Annotated in this window: 17 protein-coding genes and 1 CRISPR repeat array; of the genes, 6 read left to right on the top strand and 11 right to left on the bottom strand. The window is 41.2% G+C overall.

The features are described from left to right. Positions 1 to 161 precede the first annotated feature (161 nt). From NWP25_RS09520 to NWP25_RS09540, 5 genes are all read left to right on the top strand, one after another. Positions 162 to 869 (top strand): ABC transporter permease, encoded by a 708-nt coding sequence (locus tag NWP25_RS09520; RefSeq protein WP_280699270.1) that lies wholly within the window; start codon positions 162 to 164, stop codon positions 867 to 869. Between the two features lie 374 nt (positions 870 to 1243). After that, positions 1244 to 1423, top strand: a complete 180-nt coding sequence (locus NWP25_RS09525; protein WP_280651960.1) for a hypothetical protein — start codon at positions 1244 to 1246, stop codon at positions 1421 to 1423. A 24-nt stretch (positions 1424 to 1447) separates the two neighbouring features. Next, positions 1448 to 2356, top strand: coding sequence for a hypothetical protein (locus NWP25_RS09530; protein WP_280699272.1), 909 nt, complete (start codon positions 1448 to 1450; stop codon positions 2354 to 2356). A 28-nt stretch (positions 2357 to 2384) separates the two neighbouring features. After that, complete coding sequence (locus NWP25_RS09535; RefSeq protein WP_280651962.1) at positions 2385 to 2957, top strand: Uma2 family endonuclease; 573 nt, start codon at positions 2385 to 2387, stop codon at positions 2955 to 2957. 117 nt (positions 2958 to 3074) lie between these two features. Then, a CRISPR array of direct repeats spans positions 3075 to 4671; the repeat unit is 36 nt; unit sequence GTTTCCATTCAATTAATGTCCCCAGCGAGTGGGAAC. Between the two features lie 453 nt (positions 4672 to 5124). Next, positions 5125 to 6696 carry a DUF1565 domain-containing protein gene (locus tag NWP25_RS09540; protein WP_280656346.1) on the top strand — a complete coding sequence of 524 codons (1572 nt, stop codon included), beginning with the start codon at positions 5125 to 5127 and terminating at the stop codon, positions 6694 to 6696. Between the two features lie 474 nt (positions 6697 to 7170). Here the strand turns inward: NWP25_RS09540 and NWP25_RS09545 are convergent, their stop codons facing one another. The 9 genes from NWP25_RS09545 to surE all read right to left on the bottom strand — a co-directional run bounded on the left by NWP25_RS09545 (position 7171) and on the right by surE (position 20065). After that, positions 7171 to 7869: a hypothetical protein gene (locus NWP25_RS09545; RefSeq protein ID WP_280699290.1), complete on the bottom strand. Its 699-nt coding sequence runs from the start codon at positions 7867 to 7869 to the stop codon at positions 7171 to 7173. A 143-nt stretch (positions 7870 to 8012) separates the two neighbouring features. Then, positions 8013 to 10091, bottom strand: coding sequence for an S-layer homology domain-containing protein (locus tag NWP25_RS09550; protein WP_280699274.1), 2079 nt, complete (start codon positions 10089 to 10091; stop codon positions 8013 to 8015). Positions 10092 to 10293: 202 nt separating this feature from the next. Beyond that, a complete protein-coding gene (locus NWP25_RS09555) occupies positions 10294 to 10917 on the bottom strand; it encodes an IS607 family transposase (protein ID WP_280651966.1) in 624 nt (207 codons plus the stop codon). Positions 10918 to 11050: 133 nt separating this feature from the next. Next, positions 11051 to 12526, bottom strand: a complete 1476-nt coding sequence (gatB, locus tag NWP25_RS09560; RefSeq protein WP_280651967.1) for an Asp-tRNA(Asn)/Glu-tRNA(Gln) amidotransferase subunit GatB — start codon at positions 12524 to 12526, stop codon at positions 11051 to 11053. Between the two features lie 304 nt (positions 12527 to 12830). After that, on the bottom strand, positions 12831 to 15620 hold the full coding sequence (gene secA, locus NWP25_RS09565; RefSeq protein ID WP_280651968.1) for a preprotein translocase subunit SecA: 2790 nt from the start codon (positions 15618 to 15620) through the stop codon (positions 12831 to 12833). Between the two features lie 352 nt (positions 15621 to 15972). Further along, positions 15973 to 16518, bottom strand: coding sequence for a cytochrome C (locus tag NWP25_RS09570; protein ID WP_280699276.1), 546 nt, complete (start codon positions 16516 to 16518; stop codon positions 15973 to 15975). 210 nt (positions 16519 to 16728) lie between these two features. After that, positions 16729 to 17778, bottom strand: coding sequence for a bifunctional riboflavin kinase/FAD synthetase (locus NWP25_RS09575; protein ID WP_280651970.1), 1050 nt, complete (start codon positions 17776 to 17778; stop codon positions 16729 to 16731). Between the two features lie 292 nt (positions 17779 to 18070). Continuing rightward, entirely contained in the window at positions 18071 to 18931 is an 861-nt protein-coding gene (locus NWP25_RS09580; protein WP_280651971.1) for an MBL fold metallo-hydrolase, read from the bottom strand. A gap of 336 nt (positions 18932 to 19267) precedes the next feature. Continuing rightward, complete coding sequence (gene surE / locus NWP25_RS09585) at positions 19268 to 20065, bottom strand: 5'/3'-nucleotidase SurE (RefSeq protein ID WP_280651972.1); 798 nt, start codon at positions 20063 to 20065, stop codon at positions 19268 to 19270. Positions 20066 to 20307: 242 nt separating this feature from the next. Between surE and pheS the strand changes: the two genes are divergently transcribed. Then, the gene (gene pheS, locus NWP25_RS09590; RefSeq protein ID WP_280651973.1) at positions 20308 to 21300 is read left to right on the top strand and encodes a phenylalanine--tRNA ligase subunit alpha; all 993 of its coding nucleotides are present in this window, start codon (positions 20308 to 20310) and stop codon (positions 21298 to 21300) included. Positions 21301 to 21439: 139 nt separating this feature from the next. Here the strand turns inward: pheS and NWP25_RS09595 are convergent, their stop codons facing one another. Both NWP25_RS09595 and NWP25_RS09600 read right to left on the bottom strand, forming a co-directional pair. Continuing rightward, positions 21440 to 22891: a RecQ family ATP-dependent DNA helicase gene (locus NWP25_RS09595; protein ID WP_280699278.1), complete on the bottom strand. Its 1452-nt coding sequence runs from the start codon at positions 22889 to 22891 to the stop codon at positions 21440 to 21442. 116 nt (positions 22892 to 23007) lie between these two features. Continuing rightward, on the bottom strand, positions 23008 to 25584 hold the full coding sequence (locus NWP25_RS09600; RefSeq protein ID WP_280699280.1) for a BsuBI/PstI family type II restriction endonuclease: 2577 nt from the start codon (positions 25582 to 25584) through the stop codon (positions 23008 to 23010). Positions 25585 to 25591: the final 7 nt, after the last annotated feature.

The following is a 25591-nucleotide window of genomic DNA, read 5'->3' on the forward strand; positions in this document are numbered from 1 at the left end:
CTACCTTCAAGCTTGTATGTGTCAACAAATCAGTTATGTTCATTGGATGGAAGATATTATGAGATGTTGACATTTTCACCTTTGATAGGACTACTATATCTAACTATGTAAAGTTTTGTAACGACATTCAACATTTCTGGGCCATTGCGGATCAAGAGCCTTTGATTCTTGGCAGTGAGGCTGACCCTGGTGTAGCCCCCTTAGCCCAAACTGTTGTGTTTGTTTTTACTTGTACTGCTATTTGGGTAGGGCTAGCTAGTTCGTTGCAAGAAATTGTCAAAGAAAAAGATATTTATTTAAGAGAAAGATTGGTAAATTTAAGCTTTTTTGCCTATTTAAGCGCAAAGGTTTTGGTTCTTTCTGGAATAGCCTGTTTACAAACTACAATTATGGTCACTGCTATTCTCATGAGTTTTGCAGTGCCAAAGTCGTTGACAATTCCTTGGTTTTGGGGAGTATCCATTACCAGCTTTTTGACTTTACTTTCTTGTTTATGTCTTGGGCTAACGGTTTCTGCAAGCGTTAAAAATAGCACTCAGGCTAATAGTGCTTTAGTAATGTTGCTCTTACCACAAATCATTTTATCTGGAGTATTATTTCAAACTCAAGGAATCAGCAAATACCTGTCCTGGCTAACCATTAGTCGGTGGTCCGTAGGAGCCTACGGGTCTTTAGTTAATATCAATGCTTTAGTACCGGAGCCTACCCTACTGCCCAAAGGTACAACAATAGCACCACCATTTGTCATCACGGATGTCTATGACCCCAGTTGGTATAATCTTAGCCTCAATTGGGGATTACTACTTTTGCATAGCTTTGTTTATGTGATAGTGACGCTAATCATCCAAAAAAGGAAAGATATTATCTGAGAGAGTTGTATTATTTCTGGAGAATTTTGAAGAATTTATGAAGAATTGAACACCCTGTCGCGACAAAAAAAACTACTGTTTCAGTTTAGCGTCTGGTGGGAAAGTGTAAGTATCCACCAGATAACTAGTAGAAACCTAGGGTCAAGGTGCTGCAACAAGCAGAGTTACTGTGTAGGGATTGGGCGGTGTGACGGGGCGATGGCTAAAATGTTCCCAGAAAGTGGGAACTTCTTCAATCTCACGAATATTAAGAAAAATCTCGGTAATGGATAGCTTGTAAGGCGAGGGAACTAGATTTAATCAATTAAAGGGGGTAAAGATGTGATGAAGATTACGGCTGACAACTTATTAAACAACCTCTCAGAATTGGTAATGTGGAGTTAATTAGTCAAAATAGCGATCGCGCGGTAGTTGATGCTCAACTATGGTATGAAATGAAAAATGGCAAAGTTGCGGAAGATAATAAAGCCAGAATTTCTCTGATGTGGAGTGATGAGCCTAACAGTTTGTTATTCGTCCCTAAGTCATCCCCTAATTATCAAAACCATCTTTGAATCAATATTTACTCATCCAAGACCATGAATAAACTCACTTTGGGATTAACATTATTACTCACCTACGGCTGTAGTCAACCAATATTAAATTCTTCCTTATCTATCCCACCTGTGGACTCATCCCCCGGTTGTCCAGAGAAACCCATCATCAACCTAGACCAGCAAACCGTAGAAGAGATTAACCTAGATCAGTCATTAGTTAAATCTGGTCGTGTGACTAGTACTAAATCTGTAGGTTATAGATTTGATGCAAAATCCGGTCAAACACTCAGTTACAGCACTAATGATGATGTGTGTATTGTGATTTATACCCCAGATAATCAAATTATTGACAGTGGGGAATTAACCATCAGCGGAAAACATATTCTGGAAGTTTCCGCACCCCAGGGGATAAGAGCATTTAACCTATCAATGTCCTTAACCACTCCTCAACCCATAAGTAATGAACCTATTGCTGTCAATCCTCCCCCCACACCCACACCTACCCCTGTACAAACTGAACAACCAACACCCCAACCCCCCAGGGTTGCACCTCAGAGAGTGAGTCAACCAGTACATAATATTTCTCAAGAGGAAGCATTACCATCTGCAAATAACCAATCTGCTATAGAAGGAGTTGTTAACAGTTTTTATTCAGAATTAAATAGAGGTAATTACCAAAACTCCTGGAACAAATTATCATACAAATTACAAAATAATCAACAAGACCATCCAGATGGTTATAATTCCTATATACAATGGTGGACTAAGGTTTCCCGTGTAGAACCGAGAATAATTAAATCAGAATTTAATGATAATTATGGCACAGTAAATGTGAGATCCAAATTATATTTAAATTCCGGTAAAGTGATTAATGCGGTTGTACAATACAATTTAGTATGGAATCCTGACTATGAAAAATGGGAAATTAATAAAATTAGACTGATTAGCTGATTTTACTCCACATCAACACCAGGTTTTCATGTCAGAAACAACACTCAAAGATGTAGAACAGGTGCAAACGGCCTTGAGTCAAGCTGACTTAGATTACGATGTTGAATTAGAAAACGGAAAAATCTCCCTTGTGGGTCCATCAGATATTTTTTCTAGTGAAATTAGTAGCCGTTTAATTGGGTTTCTATTTGCTTGGGTGAATCCCCAGCCCTGGGGTAGGCTATTTGACTCTCCTGGGGGTTTCATTTTACCAGGTAGCAACCTCACAGCCCCTGATGTATCTTTTGTGCGCCCTGCACGTCCGGGTCAAAATCTCCCTTATTTTGGCGAAATTGTCCCCGATTTAGTATTAGAAATTAAATCCCAAGGTGATAGAGTCAAGGCCTTAGTGGATAAAATCTTCAATTTAATTAAATTAGAGGCGGTTGTTGGTATTTTAATTGACCCTGATACAGCCACAGTCACCGTTTACCATGGTAAAAATCAGCCGATGATTTTTACCACCGGTGACACCCTAACTATACCAGAACTGTTTCCCCGTTGGGAGTTACCCATTGCTGAATTATGTCCCCCGGTTTTTGATCAAGAGGATGAAAATTAATGACATCTCCCCAGTAGGGGCTAAAACCTAGGATTGGGTAAAACTAACCCCAATGCCATCGCGAAGCGCCGCTGCAAGCAGATCGCCTCACCAATAAGGTCTTGAAGGACTGCCCAGCTTTCCATTCAATTAATGTCCCCAGCGAGTGGGAACGGGCAAACCCATTCTAGAGGACAGCATCGTTGCTAATAATGCTGTTTCCATTCAATTAATGTCCCCAGCGAGTGGGAACGGGCCCACTACTGTAGAAGAAGCTAAATCTGTTATGGCAGTTTCCATTCAATTAATGTCCCCAGCGAGTGGGAACTGCATGGAAGAACGTGACGTTAAGATCGCACAATTAGAGTTTCCATTCAATTAATGTCCCCAGCGAGTGGGAACTAAAAAGCACTGTTGACTACTTAGTAAGCAGTATCAATAGTGTTTCCATTCAATTAATGTCCCCAGCGAGTGGGAACTTTACTTCCCAAATCTCATGAAGTTACTAAGCTTCAGATACCTGAGAGTTTCCATTCAATTAATGTCCCCAGCGAGTGGGAACTAAAGCCTTTAGGAGGCATTATGTACCACGAGATTGTGTTTCCATTCAATTAATGTCCCCAGCGAGTGGGAACTTCAGATATTAACGATCTCCTGGAAATGGGGGATTCGTTTCCATTCAATTAATGTCCCCAGCGAGTGGGAACACAGGAACTGATAACTTAGTAAAAATAATGGGGATGGTTTCCATTCAATTAATGTCCCCAGCGAGTGGGAACTTTATCCCACAATTGACACAGTAGAGAGTCTATGCATAAAGGTTTCCATTCAATTAATGTCCCCAGCGAGTGGGAACAGTACCCTCATAGGTACGAGTACTTGGTAAAAGTCATAGTTTCCATTCAATTAATGTCCCCAGCGAGTGGGAACCCCTCTCTGAGTGGGCAGTATGGGAAACCATTTTGTCCCCAGAGTTTCCATTCAATTAATGTCCCCAGCGAGTGGGAACGTGATAGAAGCTGAGAAGGGGTTCGTAGTCTCTTTTGTTTCCATTCAATTAATGTCCCCAGCGAGTGGGAACTTTAATGAAGAAAGATTCTCAAACAATCTTGAAGAACGTTTCCATTCAATTAATGTCCCCAGCGAGTGGGAACGTAGAGCTTCACAAGGAGGCTGAAAACCTCCGAAGTTTCCATTCAATTAATGTCCCCAGCGAGTGGGAACTAGGAAATAATAAGGAGTTCAATACTCTTTTCCGTTTCCATTCAATTAATGTCCCCAGCGAGTGGGAACTATCCATGAACTCCCCCGTGCTTTCTTCATCTAAGGACCTAGGGGTGTTTCCATTCAATTAATGTCCCCAGCGAGTGGGAACAAAAGATGATTAAGTATAAGCTGAGGGGAAGCCCAAGTTTCCATTCAATTAATGTCCCCAGCGAGTGGGAACGTGAAATACCCTAGGGCAGCGATCGCCCTAACCGGGGAGTTTCCATTCAATTAATGTCCCCAGCGAGTGGGAACATAGATTAACCGCCGCACAACCCACCACACAGCCTGTTTCCATTCAATTAATGTCCCCAGCGAGTGGGAACCGAGCATTGCACCAAGAAATATAAAGAGGATCCTGTGTTTCCATTCAATTAATGTCCCCAGCGAGTGGGAACTGTCAAAGACAATAACCAGCTCTATATTGAAAAAGGTTTCCATTCAATTAATGTCCCCAGCGAGTGGGAACTCCCCCATTTTAAACCCTTACCTGGCAATAAGTCTAGATAGACTTTCCGAAGTTCAGGAAAGTTAACCGCTGAAATAGACTTTACCATGGAAGTAAAACTCCTGAAACCCTTACCCAGCAAGCGACCGAAGTTCAAAACAGAAAAATAACTATTCCAGGTATTTTATTTGAACCTCGGAAATAATTCACTAATGCATCGTGGGAGCCACAGTACTAACACCTAGGTCATGGCCTAGATAATTAATGAACTTACCAAAAAATCTACCTACCATCCTTCTTGACAGTCTCCATATTTACAGACACCCTCCTGATTTTGTGTAAATCTCCACCGGGGGTTAGGGCTACTTTTTTTAAAATATTTCTAGCCTTGTTAGCATCTCTGTTTATGGACTTATCGACATTTTAGTTTCTAACAGATAAAACTTTGATTAAAGTTCATTCATCCAACTATTTATGTATTCTCAATATCGTCAAGCACAAACCCTGCTGTGGAAGCTAAATCCTTTGATTCAGAGGTCAAATTCTGCTCTAGTTTGTTCTGTTTTGTCTCTCACCCTTGGCTTAGGGGTTACAAGCATAACCTTAGTAAGCATCACCCCCACCAGAGTTGTGGCTCAAATACCATCCATAGGTAATGAGAGATTTTTAACAGAAAACACTAAGTCCGAAGTTAAATTTTTATTTGTTAACCCAAGTACCGGAAACAACACCTTGGGTGATGGTAGTCAAAGCGCTCCTTTGCAAACCATAACTCAAGCTTTGCGGCTAGCCTCTCCTAATACGGTGATTATCCTTTCCCCAGGTACTTATAGCGCTGAAACTGGGGAAATTTTCCCCCTACACCTCAAACCTGGTGTTGCTATTCAAGGAGATATTACCAACAAAGGACAGAGAATTAAAATTCAAGGGGGTGGTGAATTTCTTAGTCGCAGCTTTGGCGGTCAAAACGTCACCATCATCGGCGCAGATAAAGCTGAGTTAAGGGGAGTAACAGTGACAAATTCCCGTCCCCGTGGTTATGGTTTGTGGATTGAACGGGGGAATCCAGTGATTACCCACAATACATTTATTGGCAGTACTCAAGATGGAATTTCCCTAAATGGTAACAGTGCCCCCATGATTAGCCAAAATTATTTTCATCTCAACGGAGCAAACGGCATCACTATTGGCGGTAATTCCCAACCTCAAGTACGGGAAAATATTTTTAATCAAACAGGATTTGGAATCAATATCATCCAAAATGCTGCTCCTGTGGTGGTGGGTAATCAAATTCAAAATAATCGCTGCGGCATTGTGGTGCAAGCCAATGCTCGGCCAACTTTACGCAATAATTTAATTCAGGGTAACAAACAAGATGGTTTAGTAGTCATCGCCCAATCAATGCCCAATTTAGGTACTATTGCTGAACCAGGAGGTAATGAATTTCGCAATAATGGTCATCATGATATCAACGCCGGCGCTAGTGAGCAGATCATTCCTGCTGCCGGTAACAATCTCGCCCAAAATCGCATTATGGGCAAAGTAAATCTCCAGGCTCAAACAGCACCCATAGCTCAAAATCTTCAGCCCAAAAATGTAGCAAATCCCATATCCCCTCCCACACAACCACACCGGGGTAATGACTCACAGATCAATTATGTGAAAATTGATCCGAATGTTGTGGAATTTACCGCTCCTCAGCCACCACTTCCAAAGCCATTGGCCACTGGCTTTGCAGAACCTCCGTTTGCTGAATCACCCTTGTTACCAGTTCCCAATACCAATACTATCCCCAATCAAACCACTGCATATAATAGGGTGCAGTATACAGTGCAGTCAGGTGTACGTTACCGTGTAGTAGTCAATGCAGTAACAGATAAGCAACGAGAGTTAGTGCGAGATTTAGTACCAGGTGCATTTTATACTATCCACCAGGGTCGCAGAGTCATACAAGTGGGAGTTTTTAGCGATCGCAATAACGCCAATGAAATGTTCACATTACTTAACAATCGGGGTTTAAATACCAGAATTGAACAGTTAAATTAATTCTTAACCTTCTCATGTGCTGTGGTGTAAGGCTGACACTCCCCCGTTACAGTGCAAAGCAGTGTAGCGGGACATTTTTGCTTTTTGGAAACACGCTTTTTGGTATAAGTACCAACTAGTTTTACCGTTTCTCCATTCCCTAAAGTCTGACCACTGTAAGGGTAATCCCCTTGCTCCATTCAGATAGAATCTGATGGTTACTAAAAATTTAGTGAGAGCATTAGTGAGGGAAAATTAGCAAATCAACAGCTAGTTAATTTCCTCGTTACCGAACCAAAATCCCCACATATAAAAATGTTAGGTGGGGACTTGCAGCAATGTCGTTGTGGGGTTTCCCAGTGTAATGGAGTACACAAGAATTTATTCCCTCTTCCCTCTTCCCCCATTACCACATTTAAATTTATGAATATGAGTTACGAATACGAGTTATGAATATGAATATTGTAAAACGTTGAATTCTTCGGTATGAATGCATTATTCCTTGCCATCGGACATTGCCTTCAGTTTTGATGTAAATGAATCAGACTCATGGCTGATTGCTGGGCTAAACTGCCCGATGGGTGGATGATTGGCAGAGAATGGTAGTACTTTTGTCTTATGGTGGGATTTTGGTAATGGGGAATCTCTCTGCAAACAGTTTTGAGGGTCTAGCCTCAACTGAATACCAGAAGCCGTAGTCTTGAGAGTGGAAGACCCTAATATGCTTTCCACTTCCTTCCCTTCTTGTTCTGGATTTATGGCTTGTGGGGTTGCAAGTTGATTTTCTCCATAATTATTACCTACCTCAGCAGGTAAAGAATTGGGTGTAACTGGTTGTTCAATGGTTGACGGCTCCTCTGGAATTTTTGGTTTGATAGTAGGTAGAATTGGTGGCTCCAGTTCTGTTAAGCTTTGGGGAAATTTGCTACAAATCAAACGTTCAAACTCCATATTGAAATGATAAGTAGCTTGGCCTCGACGCTGCCAAAACGTGAGGATTTGCTGCACTGAAATTGCTTTGTAACGGCCTTGATAAAGAGCCTCAATCACTGCCAAGTGCAGCCAGCTTACAGGGTATTGAGTGTACCAACGGTTAACTAGCTCACTGGCGTTATAGCCACTCAGGTCAAAACTATAATGAGTTAACAAAGCAGTTGCTAATTCAGCAGGGGTTTGTGAGGCTGTGGTCAACATGGGGCTATCAGCTTCAGATGAATTGTATAAATTGTCTACCCATCCCTTATGGCCCATTGCGTTTTGAACTATAGGATTAGTTACCAAGAGTTTTCATTCTGATAAATAATGTCTTTCATTTTACTTGGTCAATTGCTCAATGTCTAAATAATATAGGTTGAATTAATTGTGGGTGTTCGTTGGATAGCAACCAATGCCTGATAAACCATTGCTGCTACTTCCCCACGTGTTGCTTCCCGCATCGGTACAAGTTGCTTGGGGTTTGGATAATTGACAATAATTTTTTTGTGTGTGGCAATTAAAACTGCTTGACGAGCATAATCGGGAATTGTATGACCATCAGTATAAGTGAGTAAAAAACTGTTATTAACTGTTGCCAATTTTAATCCATTTACTAAGGAGACAATTACTTGTAATCTTTGGACATTTTGATCCGGGCGGAAAGTGCCATCGCTAAACCCACTAATAAAACCACCTCTACTGGCGATTTGTAAAGCTGGATAAGCCCAAAAATCTGGAGATACATCTGTAAAATCTATTGCCGGGCGTTTAGGCGTGGGTTTAAACGCCAGCGCTACTAAGGCCGCATATTGGGCTCGAGTCATCAGTTGATTAGGCTGGTAGGTACCATCAGCAAAACCATTAATTAAATTCATACTAGCCAAGGCCCGAATAAAGGGTTCTGCCCAATGTCCGTTAATATCCGTAAACCCCGGTAGATTTACATCGGGGCTAACAATATAGGGGGAAATAATCGCTTTTTCCTCACCAATGGCTATCAATCCTTGATAAATTAATGCTGCCACTTCACCACGGGTAATATATGCTAAAGGTCTTAGTTGTTCTCTGTGGGGATAGTTAACCACTAACAATTCTTGGGTAGCAGTTGCTACAGCATTGGTAGCATAACTGGGAATTTGAGGGCGATCGCGGTACATATTTAACACTTGGGCATTGCCACCAGTTAGTTTTAAGCCATTAACCATAGATACTATGGCCTCTACTTTGGTCAAATTTTGTCCCGGTCTAAAAGTCCCATCGGGAAAACCACGAATAAAACCCATTTCAGTAGTTTGGAAAACTGCTGATGCAGCCCAAAAGCTGGGGTACACATCTGTAAATTTACTATCTAGATTTATTCTCGGTAATTGAAAAGTTTGAGCAATGATTGCCGCATACTGAGCCCGAGTTATAGGGGCATCCGGGGCAAAAGTGCCGTCGGGAAAACCAGTAATTGCACCTCTACCCACCAATGCTTCGACAAAATCCGCCGCCCAATGTCCAGCTAAGTCAGAAAAAATACTGCTGCTACCGGAAATACTACGAAGATTATCTTCTAGGACAGCTATAAAATCTACCCATCCCTTAACTTGGGTGGGATTCAACTGATTACCTGCGGAAATAATTGGCTGTGGTGTGGTGTTCTGTAAATCGAAGGAGCCATTATGATCGAAAGTGTTGCCAGCTATGTCTTGCTTATTACCCAAATCAGGGATGGCATTACCATTAACTAACATCCCGCCGTGGCTATTTTTGCTGATTACGTTATGACGCAGCACAGGTTTAGCATTGCGAGAAAGAGCGATGGCTGAACGGTTATCTGATATTATGTTATCTGCTATCAAAGGAGCAGCATCATCAGTAACAGCTATACCCAAATAATTTTTTTGAAATACATTTTGCAGCACTTCTCCTTTACTATGACGGGCCATCATCAAGCCACTGGCGGCATTTTCTCTAAACACATTATCTACAATGGCGGGTTTAGCAGTCCCAGTAACAAATATACCTTCTCGACCACAGTTGACAAAAGTATTATTAGCCACATTTGCTTCCGCCGATTCTATCCAAACACCAGTACCTTTAGGCACGGGATTAGTGACGGTCACACCTAAGAGATTGGCATTACCTTGTAAAACTAAAGTAATTTGTTGTAAACCAAAGCTAACACTTTGATAATTACCACTTCCGTAAATCACAATTTCAACACCTTTGTTATCTTCATTACCTACCACTGTCACCCCAGCAGCAATAACCAAGGGAAAAACCTCGCCACTGGCAACACTATATTTCCCTGATGTCAACTGAACAATTACGGGTGTTTTGGTAACCTTTAAAGCACGGGTGATACTTTGAAACGGATTTAACCGAGAACCATTATTCTCATCATTCCCCTGGAGAGGATTGACATAAAGTCTAGTAACGAAGGTAGAGTTGACCATTGATGATAAAGATGCAGTTTAAATTGTCACAGTCATGAATAATAACTTATACCAATTTTCTATCAACTTGCACCTACAGCACCTTGGAACAATCTCAAGTACAGATATGAATAATACAACCTTTGTGGAGTGGGTATTTTCCCAGCCCTTGTAACTAAGCACTCTTCTAATATATGCCCATATCCACTTAATCTCAACGAGTTTAGGTGGATTCTTGTATAGCTTTGGCTACATTATCAAGGAGCTTTTTATTTTTGCGACTGCGAGAACCATATAGCCTTGCAGAAAACACTGTGATTAACTCCATCATATCGGTTACCAACTCTTGCTCGAAGGTAATTTCATCAGTTGATTTATTGATAATGACTACCTCGGTTTCAAACTCCTCACACATGGCAAAAACAATTTCAGAACCCAATCTTAACAGTCTGTCTTTATGAGTTAAAACTAATCTTCCCACATCACCTTCCATGATGCGTTTTAGCAGTTTTTGAAGACCTTTTTTTTGGTAATTTAACCCAGAACCTAAATCAAATATGGTTTCAAATTGCCAACCGTTAGCACTGCTAAAAGCTTCTAGTAGCTGTACCTGTCTAGCTAAATCATCTTTTTGGTCGCTGTTAGACACACGTGCATAATTAATAGTTACCCGGTCTTCTAGATTATTAAAATCTCGTGGTGTTATGGGTTTTATCTCTGCAAGGTAAAACCTTCTGTGACCGCTAGGACTACGTTCATATCTGAGTTTCCCCGCGTCAGCCCACCTTCTTACCGTTTTAACTGATACACCCAGCTCCTTGGCTGCATCACCTATTGAAATAGTCATTCGAGAGCGTTCCACAATTTGATACCCATGAAAACTACTCTCAATATATAAACCTTGCGTTAATTTTGTCCAGTTATGGGTATAAATTACCCAAGGGTTAAAAGCCCCCGGATGTATCCGGGGGATTGTTCAGTTAAGAATTCAATTTTTTCTCCACCAACTCATTAGTTAGCTTGGGATCGGCTCGTTTGTCAGTTTTTTTCAAAACTTGTCCCACAAAAAAGCCTAAAAGCTTTGTATTACCATTACGATACTTTTCTAGTTCTTTAGGGTTAGCAGCCATGGCTTCATCAATGATGGGTTCTAGTAAACTAGGATCTGTAATTAACTCTTGACCTGCAAAAGCTTTTTCCGGAGACATACCATCAAGTAAATCTGGCAATTTTTGTTTAGCTTGAGCATTACTAATTGTGCCAGATTCAATGCGAGTAATTACTTCAGCTAAATTAGCAGGACTGAGAGCAATTTGAGTAATACTGAGCTTTTGCTTGTTGAGATATGCAGCTATGTCTTGAGTAATCCAGTTAGCAGCAGCTTTAGCATTGGCACCAGCTGCAATGGCATTTTCAAAAAAATCAGCTACGGCGGGGTCTTCTGTCAACACTCGTGTATCATAAACCGACAGCCCCAATTCACTTTCATAACGATGACGTTTTTGGGCGGGTAATTCAGGAAGTTCCCCTTTCCATTGCTCTAATTGCTTCTTAGACACCTCAATGGGTGCTAAATCTGGTTCTGGAAAGTAGCGGTAATCGCTAGAACCTTCTTTAGTCCGCATACTAATTGTACGTTGAGCACCCTCTTCCCATAAACGAGTTTCTTGGATAATGGGCTCCCCTGCTTCTATAGCCGCAATTTGTCGTTCAATTTCATAATCAATAGCCCGGTGAATAGCGCTAAAGGAGTTCATATTTTTAATTTCCACCTTAACGCCAAACTTTTCAGTTCCCACCGGACGCACAGAGATGTTTACATCACACCGTAGAGAACCTTCTTGCATATTGCCATCACTGACACCGAGATAGCGGACAATGCGACGCAATTCTTCCGCATATTCAGCAGCTTCTGCACCAGAACGCAAATCAGGTTCCGAGACAATTTCCACCAAGGGCACCCCTGCCCGATTATAGTCCACTAAAGAATAGCTAGAACCAGAGAGGCGATCGCTTCCTCCGTGTACAAGTTTCCCCGCATCTTCTTCCATGTGCAAACGAGTCACACCAATGGGTTTACGAATCAAGTTCCCCTGTGCATCTGCAAATTCGATTTCTAACCAACCATGTTCCGCAATAGGTAAGTCGTATTGAGAAATTTGGTAATTTTTGGGTAGATCAGGATAAAAATACTGTTTACGGTCAAATTTGCTATATTCAGCTATTTGGCAGTTCAAAGCCAAACCTGTTTTTACAGCATATTCCAGAACTTTTTCATTCAGCACTGGTAAAACCCCAGGTAATCCCATACACACAGGGTCGATATTAGTATTAGGATCAGCACCAAAAGCTGTGGAGCTACTAGAAAAAATCTTAGTGTTGGTACTCAGTTGACAATGGGTTTCTAAACCAATAATCGCTTCGTATTCAGTTTTTACATTCGCAACAGCAGTCATACTATAATATTACTAGTCATACCGTATATTATTAGTTTAGCTATAAATCTCTATTTTCCTCAACTTATGTCCTGGTAAGAAGAGCTTTTTTATTTAATATCTTACAGTTAATGATCATCCTAAAAAATCAGTTTATTTATTAAATAAACATCATGAGAAAATCATTAAAAGTTGTTGATATTTTAGCTGAAACATTTGAGCAAATATTTGCTGAATAATTAATCCCAATCCCAACTTTCTAGATACCATAAAACAAAGACGCAGAAAAAACTCTCTGCGTCCTACTATCTCCGGGTGAAACAACCTAAACCATTTTAGAAGTCTGCACTGTAGATTGAGGCTGGGGTTGAAACATAAACAAGGAGTAAACCACATCCCGGCGGATGTTCACCATCATATCCAAGAACAATTCATAACCCTCACTCTTATACTCAATCAAAGGATCCTTTTGTCCATAACCACGCAAACCCACAGATTCACGTAAAGCATCCATTTGTTGGAGGTGTTCCCGCCACAAAGTATCAATACGCTGCAAAATAAAGAACCTTTCAGCTTGTCGCATCAGTCCTGGTTGAACCTTGTCAATTTGCGCTTCTTTGAGGTCGTAGGCAATTCGTACTTGTTCGTGGAGAAAAACCTTAATTTCCGTAACAGTCATCTCCTCTAATTGACTTGGTTCCATATCTGCTAGGAGATAAACGAACTCCTTGACCTTGTTCACCAGTTTTTCTAACTCCCACTCTTCCGAAGGTAAATCTGGATTGATGTAAAAATCAACGATTTCATCCATGGTTTTTTCGGCGTACTTGATCACCTGTTCTTTCAAGTCCTGACCTTCTAACACCCGGCGACGTTCAGCGTAGATAGCGCGACGTTGATTATTCATTACTTCGTCATACTCAAACACCTGTTTACGGATGTCGTAGTAGTAGGTTTCGACCTTTTTCTGTGCCCCTTCCAAACTGCGAGTCAGCATTCCAGATTCAATAGGCATATCTTCCTCCACCTGAAAAGCATTCATTAACCCAGCGACGCGATCGCCTCCAAAAATTCGCAGCAAGTTATCCTCCAAACTAAGGAAGAACCTTGTGGAACCAGGGTCACCTTGTCGTCCTGCACGTCCCCGCAATTGGTTATCAATCCGCCGTGACTCGTGGCGTTCCGTACCAATTACGTGCAAACCCCCCAATTCAACCACTTCATTGTGTTCTCTTTCCGTGAAGTGTTCGTACTCCTGCTTAACTCGGTTGTAAGCTTCCCGTAACCTTTGAATGACAGCATCGTTAGTAGGAGCCTTTTCAGCTGCAATAGCCACTTTGTCTTCTGCCTCTAACTCCAGTAAGCTACGTTCACCATATTCCCGTACAGCCACTTCCACAGCATCTTTTAATAACTGTTCCGTTGCTTTTGTCAATTGGGTGGGGAAAATTTCTGGTGAAGCCCTCCAAGTTTTCACCTTTTTGCCAGGTACAAAACCTTGACCACCACCGTGTCCAGATGGCAAGCCAGCAGGTCTTTGCACCCCAAAGACATCTTCATCTTCTGGACTGACAATTCGAGGCATAAAGTATTCCCGCAACTTCAGACGTGCCATATATTCAGAGTTACCACCAAGGATAATATCTGTACCCCGTCCAGCCATGTTAGTTGCAATAGTCACAGCCCCTTTGCGTCCTGCCTGAGCAACGATTTCCGCCTCCCGTTCCACATTTTCTGGTCGCGCATTGAGCAGTTCGTGGGGAACCTCCATTTGCTTTAACAATTGGCTGAGATATTCAGATTTTTCTACACTAGTGGTTCCCACCAAGACTGGCCTGCCCAGTTGATGCATTTGGGCACATTCCCCCGCGATAGCCCGCCATTTACCAGCCTCTGTTTTAAACACCATATCTGCTAAATCTTGGCGTTTTCGAGTTTGATTAGTAGGAATTACCGCAACTTCTAATTTGTAGATTTTTTCAAATTCTGGCTCTTCAGTTTTTGCAGTTCCCGTCATCCCACCAAGTTTAGGATAAAGCAAAAACAAATTTTGATAGGTAATTGTGGCTAGAGTTTGAGTTTCCGGCTGAATATCTACGTGTTCTTTGGCTTCAATTGCTTGGTGTAGCCCATCACTCCAACGCCTTCCGGGTAAAACCCGTCCAGTAAATTCATCAACAATTACCACCTCCCCGTTACGGACGATGTAATTTACATCCTTGAGGAAAAGTTCTTTACCTTTAATGGCATTGAACATGAAATGAGCCCAGGGATCTTCCGGGTCAAATAAATCAGTAACTCCCAAAAGATTTTCTGCTTCCGCGAAGCCTTCATCAGTTAACAGCACGTTACGAGCTTTTTCATCCACCTCGTAATGCTCATCTTTTTGTAGTCTAGAAGCAATTTCAGCGGCTCGTAGATATTTTTCCGTAGGTCTTTCCACTTGCCCAGAAATAATCAACGGTGTTCGAGCTTCATCAATTAAAATCGAGTCTACCTCGTCGATCACACAATAGTTAAAAGGACGTTGTACCGCATCAGCCATTGATGTTGCCATATTGTCCCGTAGGTAGTCAAAGCCTACCTCACTATTGGTGACATAGGTAATATCGCACTCATAGTTTTTTTGGCGTTCACTAGGAATCATGCTGGACTGAATCAGCCCCACACTCAGCCCTAGAAAGCGATGCACCTGTCCCATCCATTCAGCATCGCGACGAGCTAAGTAATCGTTAACTGTAACTACGTGTACACCTTTACCACCCAAAGCATTTAAATAACTCGGTAAGGTAGCAACCAAAGTTTTACCTTCCCCGGTTTTCATTTCTGCTATTTGTCCCGAGTGCAGGATCACACCACCCAATAACTGAACATCAAAATGCCGTAACCCCAAGACTCTTCGTCCTGCTTCTCTGACCACGGCAAAGGCTTCTGGCAGAATATCATCCAGCGTTTCGCCCTTGGCGAGTCGCTGCTTAAATTCATCTGTTTTGCCTTTTAACTCCTCATCAGAAAGGGCTTTAATGTCTTCCTCTAAGAGGTTAATTTCACTAATGTAAGGTTGGTATTTTTTAAGCTTACGAGCGTTGGGATCGCCCAACAAGAGTTTTAGCATGGCAGATTATGGAACTAAATCGAGGGTTACGGAGAATAAAGTTTTTGTATTGATTATAAGAATTTAACCCAATGCAGCTATTTAGGCTGTAAATGGGTACAAGATCAGATTTAACTCAAAAACAGCAAAAATTTAGATCCAATCATTTAGTGAAAAGATTGGTTTTACTTCTCAGTTTAAACGTCAAACTAATATAATAGTATCATTTTGCCTTCAACTTAGTCAGAGAACCCCCACCATTCGAGGAACTGGCGAAATCAACTTTGGCTGTTGCAATTACCATTTTCCATTACACGCCAAGGGAAAATTTCCAACCAAAATTTCAAATTTTAATTCCTTCTTCTTTCTGAATCTACCTTACATCCCATTCGCCACTCAGACGGCGGAAATTGCCATCCTTCCCACTGGGGTGACAACTCACACAACTGCTCACCTTAACGGGGCGAGGTAAATCCACTTGGGGATGCAAAGCCTGAAAATAACGTGAAGAATTAACGCGATAGGGTGTAGCCTCGTCTTTTAGCTGTGTCCCTGAAAAATTAGAAAGATACCTCCAAACCAAGGTGCGGGGAGGATCAATTAAAGGTTTAATCTGTACACCATAGTGCTGTGAGTCTTCTAAGAGGTTTCTCCATGTTTGAGAAGGTAAAACTTGTGGCGGTAAAGCTATGTGACAGCTAGAGCAGTTTTCCAAATATAGTTGTTTACCTAACTGATATTGTACAGGTACCACATCAACGGTGCCAATTTCTGATGTAGGTGTGGTACTGTGGGCGCTAGTTGCCAAAGAAAGCAGCCAGCCCATAGCCAGACTCCAAGCCAAAATTACCACCATTAAGCCCAAGGGATGGCCTTTGAGTTGACGTTTTCCAAATTGATGCTTTACAAAATTTGACATTCCTGAGATTCCCGAATAAGTTTATAACGAAAATGCCGAAAACCCCTTGAGAAACAAGCCCATAGTACCCTAATTGCCAAGGGCGGCCAATGCCGAAGTAACCCTCTCCAAGGTCCTAACCTCTACTTTAGATTACAGAATCCCCGTGCCTTTAGGTCGGGGACTATCAATTCAAAAAATTCCCATTCAGTCGGGAAAACTTAGCATTCACTACTCAAAAAGTTTTCTAGCAATATTACAATCAATTTGAATTTGTGTTTTCAGGTGTTCTAGAGAAGCAAATTTTTGTTCCCCTCGCAAAAATGCAACTAGCTGCACAGCCAGTTTTCTGCCATATAAATCACTACACCAATCAAACAGATGTACTTCCACAGATAAGTTGCTACCATTTACTGTGGGGCGTTTACCTATATTCATCACACCCAAGTTTTGATGTGAACTAGTTGCACCTGATGTCTCACTCAAAATAGCAGCCCGGACAGCATAAACACCTTGGCGGGGGATAAATTTGTCCTTTGGTAATTGCAAGTTAGCAGTGGGAAAACCAATGGTTCGCCCCATTTTTTTACCTGGAACTACAGTACCAATGAGGGTATAAGGTCTTCCCAGTAAGAGGTTGGCATTTTTGATGTCGCCGCTTTCTAAATAGTGGCGGATGAGTGAAGTGCTAATGGGAGCCTCCTGGCTGGGAACATTCTCTGTATGAGTTTGTAAACAAACGATGGTAACGGGGATATGGTGCTTGGCTGCCAGTAATTGCAAATCTTTAGCAGTACCACGACGCTGTTTGCCAAAACAAAAATCTTGCCCAACACTAATTTTCCGACATTGGAGCTGTTGCACTAAAATCTTGTCTACAAAATCTTGGGGAGATAAAGCAGATAATTCTCTGTCAAAGGGTAGCAACACAAGTTGTTCCACTCCTAGCGATCGCAATTGTTGGACTTTTTCATCCAGTGGTGTTAGCAAAGGCCGTAGTTGACCAGTAAAAAATTCCAGTGGATGGGGAACAAAGGTGACAACTGTCGAGTATGTATGTTCTTGTAGTTGGGTTGGTGAAGTGGGAGAGTATGTTGGTGATTGCTCCCCGTCTTCTCTTCTGGCCTCATTCAATACTTGGGGCAAAATTGGTTGAATAACCCTGTGATGACCAAGATGTACACCATCAAATTTGCCAAGAGCCACAGCAGTGGGCTTGAGAGTTAATTCCGTCGAAGAAGCAACCCACATAGAACGTCCATTTTTAGACAAATTTAGCACGTGGATTCTGGGATTTTAGGTTTATTTAGCTATCAGCCAGAAGCTACCTTGGGTTCAGCCCCTTGAAAGACAAGGCCTCTCCCCCACCCTACTTTGGTTGGTGGACAGCCCCTAAAGGTGTTTTTGATTGGCTAAGAAACGACATAGCTCATCCTTGATTGTGGTATTGCGCGAAGCACAGTGCCCAAGGCAATGGGACTAATAGCTCTTGATCACCAATCTAATCTAAAATCTACAATTGCTTCGACTGCAACCCTTACCAAGATAACTTGTCAGTGGGAAAAGATTCTAATTAGCCAGTTGATGTGGGAACCTGGAGGACCATTCCTTCTCGTGCCATAATTGAACCAGCAAATTGCCGATATGCTTCTTCCCCGACACGATCCAAAAAATCATCGTTGTGTCTAGGGTCATGGTGGTAAATCACCAGATTTCTCACATTAGCAGCTTTGGCTATTTTCACAGCTTCTTGCCAGGTAGAATGTCCCCAACCAATTTTCGGTGATATTGGTGAGTAGTATTCCTCATCAGTATAAGTAGAATCATAAATTATGATATCCGCATTTTGGGACAGATGGAGAACATTCTCATCCAACCGATCAGGAAGATGTTCAGTATCACTTAAGTAAACAGCAGCACCACCACCCCAGTTAACTCGATATCCAACTGCCTGACCTGGATGGTTGAGCAGTGCTATATCTATGGTAATGTCATTAATATGTAATCTTTGCCCTGGGTTAACATCATGGAATGTCAAATCTGCCTGCATGATTTGCAAGGGCACAGGAAAATTAGGATGCAGCATCTGGTCATTGAGACGCTGTTTTATCGTAGAACCATCAGGAGCGATGGCCCCATAAATATCAAATTTATTCCCCTTGACAAACCCTGGCACAAAGAAGGGAAATCCTTGGATATGATCCCAGTGGGAGTGGCTGAAGAATATATGACCTTCTATTGGCATTTGGCACAATAAAGATTGCCCTAAAACGTGTAGTCCTGTACCACCATCAAAAATCAAGCGTTTACCTCCCACTAGCATCTCAACGCAAGGGGTATTACCACCATAACGAACAGTGTGTAAACCCGGACTGGGGATACTGCCGCGAACGCCCCAAAATTTTACGGTAAATTGGTTCTCTGTCCTAGACATGAGTGTTGCTTGCTGGATTAAGCGGGCGATCAATTAAAATTAGATAGTACTTGTTTTATTGAGTTTATAACGAAAACGCTGAAAACCTTGATAAACAGGCACATAACCCCCTATTTCCTACTTTCACCAGGGTATTCAACGCCCTTGGTGCAAACCTCAAGATGGTAGGCTGATTCATGGCGATGTTAATGCCAGGGTAAATATAGCGGGAAAAGTAGTCCCTGGGGCTTTTAGCTTAGGGACAGAAGGCATTGCAGTTTACCCATTCCGGGTAGCACTGGGGAAACTAACTTGAGGATATTTGCCCGTAAAATTACTAACTGTTAAATCAACAAATCAAGAAAGCTCAAATTCCCACTGAGACAATTTATCTAGTCCTGTAGCATAGGTGAGATTGTATTTTAATGGTGTAATGCTGATGTAATTGTTGCGGATAACATGCACATCAACAGGCACTTTCTCAGGTAGATTTAAACCTGAGGGTGGTTCCACATCTTCTAAAACTTCTCCGGTTAACCAGTAGTAAACTTTACCACGGGGATCCACGCGCTTGTCAAAAACATCAATGTAACGCCGTACTCCTTGACGAGTCAAAGTCACTCCAGCAATTTGTTCCCACTTCACAGCAGGAACGTTGACATTCAGCAACATCAACTCCGGTAGGGGATTTACTGCTAGTTTTTCCACAAGAGTTTGGGCAAACTTAGCAGCACCTTGAAAGTCTTTGCATGTATGGCTGGTGAGACTGAAGGCTATGCTGGGAATCCCCTCAATTACACCTTCCATAGCCGCTGAAACAGTTCCAGAATAGAGAATTTCAGTGCCCAAATTTGCGCCTTGATTAATGCCAGATAGCACCAGGTCAGGGGGAGATTCCAGCAAAGCCCACAATGCCAGTTTTACACAGTCTGAGGGAGTACCATCACAAGCCCAAGCATTAACAGCAGGATGAAAAACAGATTCGATCACTTCCGCGCGAATGGGTTGGTGTATGGTGAGTCCATGTCCAGTCGCTGACCGCTCCCGATCTGGGCAAACTACAGTTACATCATGGCCTGCTTCCGCCAAGTAGTCAGCCAGAGTACGAATCCCTAAGGCAGAAATGCCGTCATCATTACTAATGAGTAATTTCATAAATCAATAGCTAATTGTCATTGGTCATTTTGCTTATTAGTTATTTGTGATTTTTTATTCGTCATTTGTCAATATTTGCACATCCCCAGTATCGGCCAAAAAAACCCCCTCAAACAACCAATCACCTCTAAACTAGTAAAGGGAAGTTGAGTTTTCACCTTTCCCTGTGATTAAAGTGATTGGTTAGCAGTCCAAAGTCGTAGACTAATAACCAATGATTCATGACCAATGACTAATAACCAATGACTACCGATTTAGAGGCTCAACTTTTAGCACTGCGGCAGCAAGGAGAACAAGCGATCATCGCCGCTGATACCCTAGAACGTCTGGAAGAACTCAGAATTAGCTATCTGGGTAAAAAAGGGCAACTGGGAGCGTTATTGCGAAGTATGGGACAAATGAGTGCGGAGGAAAGACCGAAAATTGGGGCGATGGCCAACACAGTCAAGGAATCCCTACAAAATAGTTTAGACAAACAACGTGCTGCCCTGGAATCTGCAAAAATTCAGGCACAGCTAGAGGCGGAAACGCTGGATGTGACTATGCCGGGAATCTACCGACCTCAAGGCCGGATTCATCCACTCAACGGTATTATTGACCGGGCGTTGGATATTTTTGTTGGCATGGGCTACACCGTAGCCGAAGGGCCAGAGATGGAAACAGATTATTATAATTTTGAAGCCCTGAATACTCCACCAGATCACCCCGCCCGTGATATGCAGGATACTTTCTACCTCCCAGACGGAAATCTTCTCCGTACTCATACCTCATCAGTGCAAATTCGCTATATGGAAAAACAGGAACCACCTATCCGGATTGTTGCTCCTGGGCGAGTTTATCGGCGAGATAATGTAGATGCAACTCACTCGGCGGTTTTTCATCAAATAGAACTTTTAGCCATCGATGAAGGTCTAACGTTTAGTGACCTCAAAGGTACTATTAAGGTGTTTTTACAAGCAATATTTGGTGATTTACCAATTCGTTTCCGTGCTAGTTATTTCCCGTTTACAGAACCTTCGGCTGAAGTCGATTTACAGTGGAATGGTCGGTGGTTAGAGGTTATGGGGTGCGGCATGGTAGATCCAAATGTTATGAAATCTGTGGGTTATGACCCAGAAATTTATACTGGGTTTGCTGCTGGTTTTGGTGTAGAACGTTTTGCCATGGTGTTACATCAAATCGACGATATCCGCCGCTTGTACGCTAGTGATTTACGGTTTTTACAACAGTTTTAAAATTTCAAACTGTTAAAATCTCCTGATTTTTTATTTCTGGATGTTGACACTCCCCTATCTAAAGGCTAGGGGATTCTACATTCACTGTCAAAACTTGCTCAACCAGACTTGTGCCAAGGAAAGTAGAGGCTTCAACTGACTAATGAATATTCTGGCAATTATCACAATGACCACAACGCCAGTTACCAGGTTCTTGGTTAAAACCAAAGGCATTTAATAAAAACTGCCAACGACATTTTTTCGTAGTCAAATATTGATACATTTGTTTAGCACCTTGTGATTGTGTCTCTGGCTGATGTTTCACCTCTGACTCAATGGTGTAATGAAAAGGGTCAAGCCAATTTAATAGACCACTGCTGTGGAGTAAAGCTAAGGCCATAGAAGCATCGCTAAATTGACTTATCACTCCATTGACTTCTCCCTGTTTGGGTAGTTTTTTCAGCAGTTGCTGTGCTGTGCGTTGTTGTCGTCGCATCTGTTGATCAAAGAACTGCTGTCTTTGCTTATCTTCTGGGTCTAACCAACCTGTAGGTTCACTAATCAAAGTTAATGCTATGGCTGGTTTTCCATCCCGTCCAATCCGACCAATTTCTTGCACATATTCAGATATGAGATGTGGCGCGTGAAAATGAACTACCCAACGCACATCTGATTTATTTATCCCCAAACCAAAAGCACAGGTGCTAACAACAAAGGGAATTTCACCACTTAACCATTTAGCTTCTACAGCCCGGCGTTCTGCTCCACCCACTCCCCCATGATAACTAGCTGTGGTGTAACCTTTTTCTGCTAACCATGCAGCTATATTTTCGCTATCTTGTCTAGTGCGAACGTAAATTAATCCCGACTGTTGTGATCGACTTTGAATAAATTTTAATAATTGCTGTTTCCTACTCCTTGGTGTCCAAGCTATGCGGACAGTGGGATGTAAATTTGGGCGGTAGGGATTTAATCGAAAAATTTCTGGTTGCTCTAATTGTAAGATTGTTTGAATAGCTTTTTGGGCTGAAGGGTCAGCAGTAGCAGTAAAAGCAGCGATGCTGATTTTTGTTCCCGGTGGTTTTGATGTCAGTAGTCCAGGTCTGACTGCCCCTAATCTGCTATAAGCTGGACGAAATGTATCTCCCCAGTGCACTAAACAATGGGCTTCATCTACTACCAAACCATTGATTTGTAATTGGGGATGAGATAATTTTTCCCATACTGGGGCACTTAATAAAGTCTCTGGGGATAAATACAGTAATCTAATTTGTTGTCTTTCTAGGTCTCGTAGTGTGCTACGGCGTTGGTGTGAAGGTAATTCACTATGCAACAATGCCACTTTTTGTTGACGCTCAAGTAGTTCTTGGACTTGGTTTTCCATCAGTGCCACCAAGGGTGAAACTACTAAAGTTAATCCTGTTTGTAGTAGTGCCGGCAATTGAAAACAAATTGATTTGCCGCTACCCGTGGGCATGATGATGACAGCATCTTTTTTTGCTAATAAACTCCTGACTATTTCGCCTTGGGGGGGACGGAAATCATCGTGACCCCAAATTTGTTGAAAAGTAGCGCGCACAGCCTGCCAGGATGTGTTTACAGGTTCATTCATCAGTTTGATTCTGTTTATGATTTGACATGGATATTTATAACCATTTCAACGGTAAGCCCATTGATTTTGATAATTAATTGATGATTGAATTATAAGTTAACTAATTTAATGTTTAATTATTCTGAATCAGATTTTTTATTTACTCTATAAAGCTGTAATAAATACTCACCATTGAAATGAATAAGATGGGTAGCATCTTCAGCAACCCAGACATCTGTTTCCCAAGCTACTTCAGGTAAGTAATCAACCATAGCTTTACGGCTAAGAAATGTAGTTACCATCACAAGAGGAATTTTTGTGTTAGCAAAGAGAGTGTCAAGTTCTCTCTTGCGTTTAGGATTAATTGGCCCATGAGAAGTTACAGCTTCAATTAAAACTAGCCAATCATTTTTTAGATGATGGATAATTACATCAGGCATTTTACCGTGAGAATTGATGATAACACCTAAATTTTTTAATGCACTTTCATTAAAGTAAGCAAATTTTTCATCAGTGTCACCAACGTAGATCAGTTTCCCTCCCGCAGTAAATCGTTCTGCAAATTCCTTAATAATTTTTTCAATCAAAATATTCTGTCCACCTGGTGATAAAGTTATGACTTGTCCTTCTATTTCTATAGGTATACGTCTCAACTCTCTCTCCTGAGCATACTGTTTTTTCAAAGTTTCAATTGAAGAAAGGTAAGTACGAAGACTTTTTTCCCATTCCATACTGTTGTAAGTACGTAATAATTCAAGGGCACTTTCTTCAATTTGATATACTGTTTTTGGACTATTAACAGGCCGTTCAGGCTTGTCTGGATTTGTAACAATTAAGGCTGCATCTAAAAATTGATGAACTGTTTGACGACGAACAGTTTCACGAGTATTAGGCTTGTAGGTTTTTCTGTAATGCTGCGCCATGAATTCCATTATTGGGGTAATTCCCATTAATGGGGATGAAGCGGATTGCCAAGGATCATGAGGTTTTAAGCCAAGTAAAGAAAGAAGAGTCAAACCTGAACGTTCATTAAGTTGTGAGCGAGGAAATCCCAAAAGGCTTAATATTTGTAATGCTTCATCAATACGATTTTTAATGGCTATAACACTATTGTCTGGCTTACTACTCATACTTAGTAATTCTTCTATAAAATAATCAATTTCTCTTTGAGATGGAAAATTTTCTCCAATTCGTTCTCCTATAGATATAAGCTGTTCTAAATTAGGATATTTAAAATTTCTTAAATCAGTCGCATTAACTTGAGTATGCCCATTAAAGAACCGAAAAAATGTATCTATAATTGTAGAGTTAAGATAAGCAGCAAGACCCCGCGCTAGGTTCAGATTAAGCCCTTTCCCGTTATGATGGAAATAGTTTAAGTGGTTTTCAAAGCCTACCCAAGAATGGCAAATTTTTTCAGCATTATAAACAGCAGCTACTACTCTTTTTTTTTCTTCTTTTGAAGAGAAACGTTTAGTCAAAACATAATGTTCGTTCGGTACTAGTAGTGATGCTGTCTGTTCCGTATGTACTAAAGCTTGGTGTTTTTTAGTTATTGTCGGATATTCAATATATCCTTTAGATAAATTTACTGGGTAAATTAAGGGAACACAACTTTTATCTGGTAGTAAACGTAGAAATTCTTTTGCACGGAAATCTACAACCCGTCCGGTTGAAACCGTTAATCCGAGGTCTTCTAACGTACAAGTAAAATTTGCTATTTGTTGAATTATCTGCTGACTTAATGTATCTGGAATAATATAAATAAATTGTTGTGGATCATTTAGGTGAACCACTTCCGTATATTCTACAGAATTAGAGATAATAAAGTCATCATCAGCACTTGTACTTGTAGTAATCAGTACATTATCAAACTTCTGTTTTTGTTTTATGGCATGAATGATGATTGTTTCTTGCAAAACTTCATCGTTGAAAGCCTCTTGTCTGGATTCAAAAAGATGTATCTGGTCTAAAGCCATAATTTCCAGAAACCTTCTTCGGAAATCTTTAAAATATGGCCCATTACAAAAACTCCGAGGTGAAATAGATACAAGTTCTCCTCCTGATTGAAGAAGTAGAGATGTAGCAGCTATAAAACCTGTATAAAGATTGCTAGTTTCTAGTCCCAATGAACGTAACAATGTACGAACCTTGGAGTTAGCATTAATTTTTAAATATGGCGGATTAATAATAGCATGGGTAAATCTTGAATTTTGAGAATTATCAAATAAACTAGGCTGAAGGATGTTGACAGCATCCTCTATAAAATCTTTTTCTCTGATTTCATAACTTAAAGAGATACCTGATATCTGGCATCTTTCTGCACACAAATTTAAAGTATGTTGTAAATATTCAACTAGAAAAGGATCAATTTCATAAGCAACAATATCTAAATTTTGTGAACGGTACTGGCTATTGCAAAGTTTAGATACAAAAGCTGTCAGTAATGAGCCAGTTCCTGCACCTGCATCAAGCAGACGGATTTGAGGAAGATTAACTTTGTTAAACATCCCAGCCATTAATTCGGCTACAGGAGCAGGAGTTAAAAACTGACCTAATCTTGCTTTCCGCTTTTGCTCCTGCTTAAAGCTTGCAGCAATTCTTAAAAAATCAACTTCATCTACTAGGTCTATGGCAGATGATTTTACTAAACTTGCTAATTCCGGTAACTTTTTAATATTGTTTGTGAACTTTTTATGGCTTGATTGGGTCATTAGGGTT

Source organism: Umezakia ovalisporum Ak1311 (assembly GCF_029891685.1).
GTDB classification, from domain to species: Bacteria; Cyanobacteriota; Cyanobacteriia; order Cyanobacteriales; family Nostocaceae; genus Umezakia; species Umezakia ovalisporum.

Coding starts and splice junctions, on each gene's coding strand:
- NWP25_RS09555 (WP_280651966.1), bottom strand. CDS start 10,917: ATGACTATTTCAATAGGTGATGCAGCCAAGGAGCTGGGTGTATCAGTT.
- pheS (WP_280651973.1), top strand. CDS start 20,308: ATGACTACCGATTTAGAGGCTCAACTTTTAGCACTGCGGCAGCAAGGA.
- NWP25_RS09535 (WP_280651962.1), top strand. CDS start 2,385: ATGTCAGAAACAACACTCAAAGATGTAGAACAGGTGCAAACGGCCTTG.
- NWP25_RS09530 (WP_280699272.1), top strand. CDS start 1,448: ATGAATAAACTCACTTTGGGATTAACATTATTACTCACCTACGGCTGT.
- NWP25_RS09595 (WP_280699278.1), bottom strand. CDS start 22,891: ATGAATGAACCTGTAAACACATCCTGGCAGGCTGTGCGCGCTACTTTT.
- secA (WP_280651968.1), bottom strand. CDS start 15,620: ATGCTAAAACTCTTGTTGGGCGATCCCAACGCTCGTAAGCTTAAAAAA.
- NWP25_RS09540 (WP_280656346.1), top strand. CDS start 5,125: ATGTATTCTCAATATCGTCAAGCACAAACCCTGCTGTGGAAGCTAAAT.
- NWP25_RS09600 (WP_280699280.1), bottom strand. CDS start 25,584: ATGACCCAATCAAGCCATAAAAAGTTCACAAACAATATTAAAAAGTTA.
- NWP25_RS09580 (WP_280651971.1), bottom strand. CDS start 18,931: ATGTCTAGGACAGAGAACCAATTTACCGTAAAATTTTGGGGCGTTCGC.
- NWP25_RS09545 (WP_280699290.1), bottom strand. CDS start 7,869: ATGTTGACCACAGCCTCACAAACCCCTGCTGAATTAGCAACTGCTTTG.
- NWP25_RS09550 (WP_280699274.1), bottom strand. CDS start 10,091: ATGGTCAACTCTACCTTCGTTACTAGACTTTATGTCAATCCTCTCCAG.
- gatB (WP_280651967.1), bottom strand. CDS start 12,526: ATGACTGCTGTTGCGAATGTAAAAACTGAATACGAAGCGATTATTGGT.
- surE (WP_280651972.1), bottom strand. CDS start 20,065: ATGAAATTACTCATTAGTAATGATGACGGCATTTCTGCCTTAGGGATT.
- NWP25_RS09570 (WP_280699276.1), bottom strand. CDS start 16,518: ATGTCAAATTTTGTAAAGCATCAATTTGGAAAACGTCAACTCAAAGGC.